We start from the raw sequence: 11,962 nt of genomic DNA, 5'->3' as shown, positions 1-11,962 counted from the left end.
TAGCAAGAGTGAACCACCTGATCCCTTCCCGAACTCAGAAGTGAAACCTCTTCGCGCTGATGGTAGTGTGGGGTTACCCATGTGAGAGTAAGTCATCGCCAGCTCATTATTCTAAACACCCTCAACTAGCGTTGGGGGTGTTTTTTTATGCAAGAGAGAAAATATTAAGAAGAAAAGTAGAAGAAAGAAGTTTAAAACAATATATTTACAATAATAAATTATGTGAAAAATATAGCATATATCAAAATATCATAAATTACTGCAAGTCTATTTGGTCGAATTTATCTACAACTTTAGTCTAGGTTTTTAAGAAAATTAACCAGAGTTAAGTTTTTGCTGTAGACAAAAAGTGAATATTGATTCATTTTATATACAAAAGTGAATAACCATTCATTTTTTATAAAATAAAAAGCTCACAATTGGAGGTGAGGGAAAAATGACAGCAACAACAATGAATGTGAATGCTGTAGTGGATCAAGCAAAGTTTAAACCTTTTCATTTAAAAATTGTACTTTGGTGCGTATTTGTCGTTATTTTTGACGGTTATGATTTGGCGATTAACGGTGTGGCTTTACCACTACTGATGCAAGAATGGAATATGACGGCTGTACAGGCAGGTATGCTTGCGAGTACGGCACTGGCAGGCATGATGTTTGGCGCCATGCTGTTTGGCATGTTGGCAGACAAAATTGGCCGTAAAAATGTCATATTAATTTGTGTGACGTTATTTAGTGGCTTTACTTTTTGGGGCGGCTTTGCATCCAACCCAACAGAGTTTGGTATTTTACGTTTTATTGCAGGTTTAGGGATTGGCGGGGTATTGCCTAACCTCGTGGCTTTAACCTCTGAATATGCACCACAAAAAATGCGTAGTACCTTAGTTACCACCATGTTCAGCGGCTATGCTGTGGGCGGCATTATGGCAGCCTTACTTGGTGCATGGTTGACGCCTAGCTTTGGCTGGGAAGTGATGTTCTATATTGCGGGATTACCGTTACTTATTTTGCCTTTATTGTGGTTTTTCTTACCAGAATCTTTAACTTTTTTGGTGAAAAAACAGCAACATGAAAAAGCGCGTCACATCGTCCAGCAAATTAGCCCACAAGAAAATATCAGCCCACAAACACAATTTGTATTAAATGAAGTACAAACCGCAGATGCCTCAATTGCAGCCTTATTTAAAAATAACCGTGGCATGAGTACTTTGCTGTTTTGGTGCTGCTTCTTTATGTGTTTGTTGATGGTTTATGCTTTGGGCAGTTGGTTGCCAAAACTGATGATGGCAGCAGGTTATTCGCTGGGTAACAGTTTAATGTTCTTAATGGCGATGAACATTGGTGCTGTGATCGGAACCATCAGTGGCGGGATTTTAGCAGACCGTTTCCACTTAAAACCTGTGATTATTGGCATGTTTTTATTGGGCGCATTCTCTCTAGTGGGTCTAGGCTTTAATTCACCACAGCCTGTGATTTATTTATTGGTGGGCTTAGCAGGTGCTTCTGCCATTGGCAGCAGTATTTTATTGTATAGCTTTGTTGCTCAGTATTATCCACTTACGATTCGTTCTACAGGTATCGGCTGTGCTTCTGCAGTGGGGCGTGTCGGTGCGATTGTAGGCCCTATTATTATTGGCGTACTTTTGGGCATGGATTTACCACATAAAATGAACTTTTTGGCGGTGGCGATTCCTGCAGTGATTGGTGCAATTGCAGTAGCACTGATTCGTTTACAAAGTACATCACAGGTGGTGAGTGAGCCAAGCGTGGTTAAAAAAGCCAGCCGATCTTATAGTTAATTGATCGTTAGTGTTTTGGGACTTTGAAATTAAGGAGCATTGCTCCTTAATTTTTTTGCCTATTCACTTTGTAGAAGATTTAAGTAAGAAAGTGTGTATCGCTACATTTCTACTGTGCACGAGGTACATTTCATTGATTATGATGTCTTGATTAGCACAAGCAAAGATTGAATGAATAGAGGAGCAATTAGGATGCTCAAGATAAATCGGCAATACTATGGATTTATATGTCTAGTTGTATTGGGTTTAACTACAGGGTGTAATGCGCAAGTTGAGCCGAAACAGAACACGGCTGCTTTAGAGTCAAAATCAACTTCTGCACAAAATTTACAACGCTATCAAATACAGCCAATTGCAGATTTTAATGAGCCGTGGGCATTGGCAGAATTACCCGATGGACGCCTATTAATTACAGAAAAAGCGGGGAAATTAAAACTTTTTGATCCAAAAACAGGTCAAAGCTTAGATGTTCAAGCTATCCCTGAAGTCGCCTATGGCGGACAAGGTGGTTTGGGTGACGTCATTTTAGATCCTGAATTTCAACAGAATCAGCAGATTTATTTAAGTTATGCCGAAGTGGGTACGGGTGGTTACGGTGCAGTCGTGATTCGGGGCAAGCTTGTATTAGATGCTAAACCCACGCCAAAACTCACCGAAACTCAAAGAATCTGGCAGCAAGTGCCGAAAGTATCGGGACAGGGGCACTATGCGCATCGTATAAAGTTTGGTGCAGATGGCAAATTGTGGATAAGTTCTGGTGAGCGACAAAAGTTTGAACCTGCTCAGGATTTAAAATCTAATTTAGGCAAAATTTTGTGTCTAAATGCAGATGGCACAACCCCTTTAGACAATCCATTTCAAACACATGGAGAGATTGCCAAGCAAGTCTGGAGTTTGGGGCATCGCAACCCTTTAGGCATGGCATTCGATCCCGCAGGGCAGCTTTGGGTTGCAGAAATGGGACCTAAAGGGGGTGATGAGTTGAATCTGATTGCCAAAGGCGAAAACTATGGCTATCCGTTGGTGTCGAACGGTGATCATTATAATGGTTTGCCAATTCCAGACCATGCGACTCGTCCTGAATTTACAGCCCCAGTGCTGGATTGGACGCCTGTCATCTCTCCCTCAAGTTTGATGTTTTATACGGGAGATGTATTTCCACACTGGAAGCATAAAGCCATTCTTGGTGGTTTATCTTCAAAAGCAATTATTGTGGTGGATACGCAAGCACAGCCTGTTCGGGAGTTACAGCGTATCGAGATGGGTCAGCGGATTCGTGGCGTACTTCAAGCACAGGATGGCAATATTTGGGTGATTGAAGATGGTCAATCTGCCAGATTGCTTAAATTGGTGGCTCCATAAAATAAATTTCTTCAGGTCTAAACTTATTTCAAAGTAGGACAAAAAACAAATAGAAAAAAGCCCCAACATCATGTCGGGGCTTTTTCAGATTTATGTTTAGGTATTACTCCTGTTATACCTTTCAGCGTCCTGCCGTTATATTATTTATTATTGTTATTCTTGCTTTTAGAAACATCCTGTTTCTGTATGTGTTAAATATAAAATGAAAGCTGATCTTTGCCTAGCGTCAATTTTCTGCAGTGCATGTAAGCTAAAACGTACAACGATATATCGGTAAAATATAGATCAATAAACTGGATTTATTTAATTTTAAGTATTTGATTATATTTAATAATTATCTTATTCAATAAAAAATCTCCCAAATTCATTTTCTTGTACTTGGGAGATTTGAACAGCAGAAAGATGCAGTAAGTATGCAAATTGATTACATCAACTTAATACCTTGTTGTCCTGCTGGGGTCACTCTAAAGATTTCAACTTCAAAGGTAATATTTTTACCCGCTAAAGGGTGGTTAAAGTCTACTTCAGTCACATCATCGTTGACAGATTTCACCACGCCATAGAGGCTTTGTTTGGCTTTATCTTCAAATTCAATCATGTGTCCTTCAACTGGATGTTGCTCAAATTTAACCGTATCAAAAGTTTGTACGTTTTCAGGATTCCATGGACCAAATGCTTCTTCAGGTGGAAGACTCACGGTACGACGGTCACCTGCACGTAAACCAAATAATGACTTTTCAAAACCAGGTAATAGGCTGCCATCGCCCATGACCAAACTTACAGGTTCAGCGCGGCTACGGGTGTTGTCAATTTCTACACCATTTTCAATGGCGACAGAAAAGTGCAATTCGACTTTTGAGCCATCTTCAATACGAGTTTCATCATTTGGATTAATAATTTCAGTCATGTTGCGCCTGCGCTCGTTCAATTCGGTGCTTTTCTAGGAAAAACGTATCAATTAACAGCAGAATGGTGCCAAGTGTGATGGCACTGTCTGCAATATTAAAGGCAGGGAAGTGGCTGTTGTTGTAGTACACGTGAATAAAATCGACCACGTAGCCAAGACTGACCCGATCAATTAAATTTCCAATCGCACCGCCTAAAATCAAGGCAATCGCCAAAGGCAGTACGATGACATTTTTTGGCATACGCATTAGCCAAAATACAAAAATTACAGACACTAAACCTGCCAGTGAGGTAAAGAAATAACGTTGCCATCCACCTGCATCGGACAAGAAACTAAAGGCAGCGCCATAGTTATGCAGTAAAGTCCAATTCAAAAAGGGCAATACAGGCACTGGATCTGCGTAATTCAGATGCGATACTGCAATCCATTTGGTCCATTGGTCGAGAATAATCGCGACAATGGACAAGCCCACCCACCATAAATTATGTGGATAGAACTGGAATAAGCCCTTTTTGTGTTGTGGATTAGGCATATTTTCTCTCTTCGCCTTGACCTGTTGGAAGGTTGATAATACAACGTGAGCACAAACCTGGATGTGCAGAATGTGTATTCACATCAGGGAGTACATGCCAGCAACGTACGCATTTTTCGCCATCTGCTGCAGAAACTTTCACGTTCAAGCCATCTAAATCAGAGGCTTCGCCTTGTGCAGCATCAAAGCTATTCACAATCACTTGTGAAGTAATCAGAACAAAACGCAGCTCATCGCCTAGTTTATCCAATACGGCTTTGAGTTCGTCATTCGCCCAAAGCTCAACTTTAGCAGACAGGTTGGAACCAACGGTTTTGGCAGTACGTGCAGCTTCAATGAATTTATTGACGGCAGATTTAACTGCAATTAGGGTTTGCCATTCCGCTTCTGCCAAGATGTTGGCTTCAGAAGCCACTGGAATGTCATACCATTCTGCAGTGAAGACATATTTTTCTGATTGCTCAGGAATTAGCGGCCATGCTTCTTGTGCAGTAAAGCTTAAGATTGGCGCCATCCAACGAACGAAAGCCTGAACCAAGTGATACAAAGCGGTTTGTGCAGAATGACGTGCTTGCGAGTCTGCTTTGGTGGTGTACTGACGGTCTTTGATGATATCGAGGTAGAAACCACCCAAGTCATTAATACAGAAGTTGGTCAGTGCACTGGTCACGATATGGAAGTTCATATCTTCATAGGCTTGCTGAATGGTTTTCTGTACTTCTGCGGCACGTTGCAGGATGTATTGATCCAGTGCAATCAACTGATCTACAGGCAGTGCATCTGTAGCGGGTTTGAAGCCATTTAAGTTGGCCAACAAGAAACGCAAGGTGTTACGGATACGACGATAACCGTCAGAGGCACGGCTAAAGATTTCCTTACCTGCAGTCATTTCATAGCGGTAATCTGCCGATGCAATCCAGAAGCGTAAGCCGTCTGCACCCATGTCTTTAATAATGTCTTGTGGAGTAATGATGTTACCCAACGATTTCGACATTTTGCGACCTTTTTCATCCACTACAAAGCCGTGGGTTAACAAGCCTTTGTATGGTGCGCGTTCATTGATCGCAATTGAGGTGAGCAATGAAGACTGGAACCAGCCACGGTGTTGGTCTGAACCTTCAAGATATAAATCGGCTGGGTCTTGTAACTCTTCACGCTCACGTAGTACGGCGTAGTGGGTCGTGCCTGAGTCGAACCATACGTCTAATGTATCGCGTACTGCATTGTAGTGCTCGGCATCATCACCAATGAAGTCTTTGGCTTCACGGTTGTACCAGCCATCAATCCCTTCTTGCTCGATCAGTTTTGCAACTTCTTCGATCAATTCAGGTGTGCGTGGGTGCAATTCGTTGGTGTCTTTATGTACAAAGAATGGAATTGGCACGCCCCAAGTACGTTGACGTGAAATACACCAGTCTGGGCGACCTTCAATCATCGCTTGGATACGGTTTTTACCCCAATCAGGTACAAAGCTGATGTCATTTTCAATCGCATTCAGTGCGCCTTGACGTAAACCTTTGGCATCCATGCTGATAAACCATTGTGGTGTAGCGCGGAAAATAATTGGAGTTTTATGACGCCAGCAGTGCGGATAGCTGTGTTTGATTGGGTGATGTGCCCACAGCTTATTGTTTTCTGCCAAAGTCGCAATAATTTGTGGATTGGCTTTGTAGATGTGTTCGCCTGCAAAGATTGGTGCAGTAGGTAAATATACGCCATTGCCACCGACAGGATTGTCAACTTTTAGGTTGTATTGTAAGCCAACTTTATAGTCGTCCACACCATGTCCAGGCGCGGTATGTACTGCACCTGTACCGCTTGTTGCGGTCACGTGTTCACCTAAAATCACAGGTACTTGGCGTGCTTGAATCAGTGGATGTTGTAAGATCAGGTTTTCGAGTTTGTCACCTGTGAAGTCAGCCAATACTTCATAGCTGCTAAAGCCATAGCGTTCAGTTGCTGACAGTACCAATTCTTTGGCCAAAATAAAGTTTTGTGGTGCTTTTTCATCGGCACGTGCCTTCACCAATTGGTATTCAATTTCGGCATGTAATGCAACGGCTTGGTTCGCAGGTAAAGTCCACGGTGTAGTCGTCCAAATGACGATGTCAGTGGCATCATTCACTTGCACATCCAAACGTGCAGATAAATCGGCTAAATCGACCACAGCAAAACCGACATCAATTGCATCGGATTTTTTATCTTCATATTCAACTTCGGCTTCTGCCAATGCAGAACCACAGTCCAAACACCAGTTCACAGGTTTAAGACCCGGTTCAATATGACCTGCTTTGGCAATTGCACCCAATGAACGCACGATATCGGCTTCTTGCTTGAAGTTCATGGTGAGGTAAGGATTGTCCCAATCACCAAATACACCCATACGCACGAAGTCTTTTTTCTGTAATTCGACTTGGGTGTAAGCATATTCGCGACAGGCTTTACGGAAAGTCGAAGCATCGACTTTTACACCCACCTTACCCACTTTTTCTTCTACTTTAAGTTCAATTGGTAAACCGTGACAGTCCCAACCCGGAACGTAGGGTGCGTCAAAACCATCCATGACACGGCTTTTAATAATGATGTCTTTCAGGACTTTATTAACCGCGTGACCCAAGTGAATTTGACCATTGGCATACGGAGGGCCATCGTGAAGCACATATTTTTTCTTGCCAATACGCGATGCACGAATCTGCTGATAAATGTTGTCGGCATACCACTCTTCTAACCATTTCGCTTCACGTACTGTGAGATTTGCTTTCATTGCAAATTCAGTACCTGGGAGGTTTAGCGTGGCTTTATAATCCACTGCATTTTCAGGAGTTTGCTTATCGCTCATGCAAGTTGTCTTCCAGTTGAATCAGCCCATGGACTGACGCGTTTTACATTAAATATTTAGGGTAAATTAAAAAGGGAAATGTGGATGATCTTGTCGAAATTCAAGAAGTTTTTCAACATCATCATCAATTCCCGCTTTGAGTGCTTCAAGCGAAGGGTAATTTTTTTCGCCATGTAAATAGTTTAAAAACGTGACCCGCATTAACAAGCCATACAGATTAGCAGAAACATTGGGGAAATGTACTTCTAATCGCCATTCGGGATGTTCTTGCTTGATGGCAGGACGAGTTCCGACATGCCCTGCACCAAATAAACTGTTTGGGCTGTAGCCTGCAACACCTGTTTTGCTAGGATGTGCATTGCTGACTGTGTCGGTTAAGGAGGTGGTTTCGCAGACCACTTCAACGCCATAAATACCGTTTAAACAAGGACGATGACGGTTTAAACGTACGTTAATGGTGGGGAAATCTAGGGTACGACCAATTTGATCGCCATATTGGACGCGCCCTGTAATGCTATATGGGCGTCCAAGTAGTTTGGCTGCGAGTGCCAAATCACCAGCTTGTAAAGTTTGACGAATACGAGTTGAGCTAACACGCTCACCATTTAGTTCAATGGTGTTTAAATTGGTGACCTGAAAGCCATAGTTGCGCAAAAACTCGCTATTGCCTTGGCGGTTTTTACCAAAATGGAAGTCATCGCCCAAGACCAAATGCGAGGCATTCAGGGTATCTTTTAAAAGTTTTGCAAAGGCTTCGGCACTTAAACTGCGGAAATGATTGTCAAATTTCGCTACTGCAATGTAGTCGACGCCCAATTCGGTCAGATATTCGACTTTTTCCCGCAACGAGCTGATGCGTGGTGGGGCATCGTAGCCTTTAAAAAATTCCAATGGTTGAGGTTCAAACAGCATCACCACGGTTTTGAGTTGTTGCGCCGCAGCAACTTCTTTGAGCTGTTGAATCATCGCCTGATGACCGACATGCACACCATCAAAATTGCCAATGGTCACGGCAGTTTGGGCGAGGTCAGTGGTTGAAGATAAAGCATTCAGGCGGAGCAGCTGCATGATCGGATGAAAGTTGAAAATTTGTAAGGGCTATATATTGCCATATTCTCGCGCTTTCGTCTTGCTGTTGTGTTTTTAACCTGAAAAATTATCTGAAAATCAGGCAAAATCCGACTATTTGAGCGCGAAAGGTGAACTGGATTTGCACCGCACCAGATTTTCTTTTCTAATGTGCTCAGTTTCAATGATCTGCACGAGTAAATAGTGATGAATTCTGATTTCGCTTTAATTATGGCATTGCCCAGTGAGTCTAAAGGCTTGTTTGAGCAGGCTGGGATTCAGGTGCATTACAGTGGTATTGGTAAGGTCAATGCTGCGTTTAAAGCCTTTGAAGTGATTCAAAAGACTGGTTGTAAAACTTTATTGAATTTAGGCACGGCTGGTAGCTCACATTTTGATGCGCATGCTTTGGTGGAAGTGTGCCAGTTTGTGCAGCGCGATATGGATGTTTCTCCGTTGGGTTTTCAGGTGGGAGTCACGCCAATGGATCAGGAACACCCTGCAGAAATTCATTTGGAACGCTATTTTGAGCATTTGCCAAGTGGCATTTGTGGCACGGGAGATAGCTTTGAAACGGGTACACCTAAAGTACCGTGTCAGTTGGTTGACATGGAAGGCTATGCGATTGCCAAAGTCTGTAAAAAATTAGGGGTACGGATGCTGTCGGTGAAATATATTACCGATGGTGCCAATGATACAGCGCATTTAGACTGGGAAGAAAACTTGTTGTTGGGTGCGCAAAAACTATTGTCTTTGTATCAGGGTCTTAAATAATATCGTTGCCAAAACGCCACGACCCTAGTCATAACTAGGGTCGTGAGTAAAAGTGCGTATCTTAGTTAGTGCTGTGCAATTAGTGTTAGTGCTGTGCAATTAGTCTTCTGATTCTTGTTCAGGTGTGGCAGTGACCACAGCGGCTTGAGGTGCATCCACTTCGTCCTGACGCGGCATAATACCGTAGAGCATCATGTGAACTGTATGTTGCAAGACACGTTGCAACATGCTGCGGTTGCGCAGGGTTTTACCTGTCACCATTTCCATTTGCGTTGCAAAGTCGGCATAGTTTTGGGTAATCGCCCAAATATTCAAAATAAGCAATTCAGGATCAATCTGCTTAGACAGTTTGCCTTGCTCTTGCCACATGGTAATGACTTTGGCTTTGCGTTTGACCAGTTTTTTCAGAGGGCCTTTTAAAATTTCCTGAATATGTGGCGCACCTTGAATCACTTCTAATGCAAATAGACGTGATGCTTTCGGTTGAGTACGTGAAACCTCAATTTTCTGCAGCAGATAATTGGTAATTGCTTCATCAGGCTCGAGTTCAGCTTCGAGCATTTGCAAAGGTGCCAGCCATTTTTGTAGTACTGTAGTCAGTACTTCAACATATAAGGCTTCTTTATTTTCATAATAATAGAAAATATTCGACTTATGCATCTCTGCAATTTGTGCGATTTCGTCCAAACTCGCGCCGCTAAATCCGTATAAAGAAAATACGTCGAGTGCAGCATTGAGAAGCTGATGGCGTTTTTGTGTACTCTTTTTTTGTTCCATTCGTAATTTTAAAACAATGAAAAAAGGGAATTATTAATTGTACGGCAAATCATCAGGCTTGTGCATCCTTTAAAGATGTATTTTTAAAATATTTTTAGTTTATTCTGTAGCTTAGCTATTAAATCCGTTAAAAGCATAGTTACAGAGGGGGAGTATCTTGCTTTTGTATTTTTTGACTGAATGAATAAGTTTTTTGAATTTTTTATATAAATGATAAAAGTAAAGTTTCTTCCTGCCTTGCATCAATTTTATTTAAAAAAACTAAACAGTGGTGTGGATGCTGCCAATTTTGATCATCCGTACAATGTCGTGCTGACAGATATAGGTGTGATGACCTGATTTAATCGGCAGCATGTTCCACGTGAAACATGTTTGGATTTTGGTTGTGCAGTATCATTCAACCTGTCAAAAAACCTCACTTAGAGCCGTTTTTTACACACAATTGAGTTGCGTTGATAGTTATATAAAGCCTGACGTGCATCGGGTAAATCATCGACACTGGCAGGTGCAAAGCCCTGTTCTAAAAACCAGTGTGCGGTGCGAGTGGTTAAAATAAATAATTGCTGAATACCCATGGTTTTGGCTTTATCTTCTAAATAATCCAGAATTTGGCGACCACGGTTGGATTTACGATAAGCAGGATGCACCGCGACACAGGCAATTTCGGCCGACTTGAGTTCATGACCTGTGGTCGGAATGGGGTACAAGGCGGCACAGGCGAGAATCATGCCGTCACGTTCAATCACTGCAAATTGTCCAATTTCATTTTCCAGACGCTCACGTGAACGATATACCAACACGCCTTCTTCTTCTAAAGGACGTAATAAACGAATCAAACCGCCTACATCCTGAATATTGGCCGTACGCACTTCTTCATAATGTGCATCACTCACCATCGTCCCTGAACCATCACGGGTAAACAGTTCTTCGAGTAAAGCACCATCGTAGGCATAGGAAATGAGATGTACCCGATGTACGCCGTTTAATGAGGCATCTTGGGCTGCATTTAAGTGTAAAGCCAATTCAGGATGATGTCGCTGAGCATCTTCAATATATGGATTTAAATGTTGCGGATGAACTTCACGTTGCAATTGACCTTCGGCATTCTGCAAACCGTGCTGCGCGCCTAAGAAAATCAGTTTGTCAGCTTTTAATTGAATGGCAGTTTTAGTTGCCACTTCTTCAGCCAACAAGTTAAACACTTCACCTGTGGTGGAATAACCTGTTGGACCGAGCAACACAATATTATGATTTTCTAAATGGCGTTGAATGGCATCGACATCTACAGTGCGGACTTCGCCAGTCAGTTGATAATCGACCCCATCACGAATGCCATACGGTTTGGCGGTGATAAAGTTACCCGACACCACATCAATCCGTGCGCCGTACATAGGGGAGTTAGCTAGCCCCATCGACAATAAGGCTTCAATTTGCAGGCGAATTGAACCGACAGCATTCATGACACACGATAAAGATTCACGAGTGGTGACACGACGTTGCAAATGAAACGGTGTATCAATTTGGCTGAATTTTAAGTTTTGATTAATTTGTGGACGCGCACCATGTACCAAAATCAAACGAATACCAAGCGAGTGTAGTAGGGCAATATCATGAATAATGTGCTGAAAGTTTTCATGCAAAACCGCTTCACCATCGAACATAATCACAAAGGTTTTATTGCGGTGGGCATTGATATAAGGCGCAGAATGTCTAAACCAATGCACATATTGTAAGGTTGTGCTGTGCGGGTTTTCAGTTGGAGTCATTCGTTGGCCTGCTGTAATGATCGATGGTGCTGTCTTTGATTCTAATCAAAAAATTCTGCAGCGGAAGACTAAATATAAAAAAACACCTGAATGGTGCTTCAGGTGTTGTGGAGAAATGCTATTTTTCAGCTCAGGCTGAACG

9 protein-coding genes and 1 rRNA gene are annotated in these 11,962 nt (G+C 42.4%); 4 read left to right on the top strand and 6 right to left on the bottom strand.

Annotated elements, in window-relative coordinates; translation table 11 throughout:
• The 3 genes from rrf to FTT91_RS10380 form a co-directional block, all read left to right on the top strand.
• A 5S ribosomal RNA gene (gene rrf / locus FTT91_RS10390) occupies positions 1-104 on the top strand; the annotation flags it as partial.
• A gap of 332 nt (positions 105-436) precedes the next feature.
• Complete coding sequence (locus FTT91_RS10385) at positions 437-1,795, top strand: MFS transporter (RefSeq protein ID WP_004974034.1); 1,359 nt, start codon at positions 437-439, stop codon at positions 1,793-1,795.
• A 192-nt stretch (positions 1,796-1,987) separates the two neighbouring features.
• Positions 1,988-3,157, top strand: coding sequence for a PQQ-dependent sugar dehydrogenase (locus FTT91_RS10380; RefSeq protein ID WP_180169365.1), 1,170 nt, complete (start codon positions 1,988-1,990; stop codon positions 3,155-3,157).
• 424 nt (positions 3,158-3,581) lie between these two features.
• On the opposite strand, the gene FTT91_RS10375 is transcribed toward FTT91_RS10380, so the two are convergent.
• The 4 genes from FTT91_RS10375 to ribF all read right to left on the bottom strand — a co-directional run bounded on the left by FTT91_RS10375 (position 3,582) and on the right by ribF (position 8,503).
• Positions 3,582-4,064 carry a peptidylprolyl isomerase gene (locus tag FTT91_RS10375; RefSeq protein WP_004974037.1) on the bottom strand — a complete coding sequence of 161 codons (483 nt, stop codon included), beginning with the start codon at positions 4,062-4,064 and terminating at the stop codon, positions 3,582-3,584.
• Positions 4,057-4,596, bottom strand: coding sequence for a signal peptidase II (lspA, locus tag FTT91_RS10370; RefSeq protein WP_004974039.1), 540 nt, complete (start codon positions 4,594-4,596; stop codon positions 4,057-4,059). Before lspA ends, FTT91_RS10375 begins: the two co-directional genes overlap by 8 nt.
• Positions 4,589-7,435: an isoleucine--tRNA ligase gene (gene ileS, locus FTT91_RS10365; protein WP_180169364.1), complete on the bottom strand. Its 2,847-nt coding sequence runs from the start codon at positions 7,433-7,435 to the stop codon at positions 4,589-4,591. The genes lspA and ileS overlap by 8 nt, the downstream gene beginning before the upstream one ends.
• Positions 7,436-7,501: 66 nt before the next feature.
• A complete protein-coding gene (gene ribF / locus FTT91_RS10360; protein WP_180169363.1) occupies positions 7,502-8,503 on the bottom strand; it encodes a riboflavin biosynthesis protein RibF in 1,002 nt (333 codons plus the stop codon).
• Between the two features lie 207 nt (positions 8,504-8,710).
• Here ribF and FTT91_RS10355 point away from each other — a divergent pair, with 207 nt between their 5' ends.
• Positions 8,711-9,277 (top strand): 5'-methylthioadenosine/S-adenosylhomocysteine nucleosidase, encoded by a 567-nt coding sequence (locus FTT91_RS10355; RefSeq protein ID WP_136144516.1) that lies wholly within the window; start codon positions 8,711-8,713, stop codon positions 9,275-9,277.
• Between the two features lie 99 nt (positions 9,278-9,376).
• On the opposite strand, the gene FTT91_RS10350 is transcribed toward FTT91_RS10355, so the two are convergent.
• Complete coding sequence (locus FTT91_RS10350) at positions 9,377-10,054, bottom strand: TetR family transcriptional regulator C-terminal domain-containing protein (protein ID WP_136144515.1); 678 nt, start codon at positions 10,052-10,054, stop codon at positions 9,377-9,379.
• A gap of 419 nt (positions 10,055-10,473) precedes the next feature.
• A complete protein-coding gene (argA, locus tag FTT91_RS10345; RefSeq protein ID WP_004974049.1) occupies positions 10,474-11,820 on the bottom strand; it encodes an amino-acid N-acetyltransferase in 1,347 nt (448 codons plus the stop codon).
• Positions 11,821-11,962: the final 142 nt, after the last annotated feature.

This window comes from Acinetobacter sp. YH12021, assembly GCF_013420145.1.
Lineage (GTDB): Bacteria > Pseudomonadota > Gammaproteobacteria > Pseudomonadales > Moraxellaceae > Acinetobacter > Acinetobacter towneri.
Note: the sequence above shows the minus strand (reverse complement) of the source record. Positions and strands in the feature narration are given on the sequence as shown.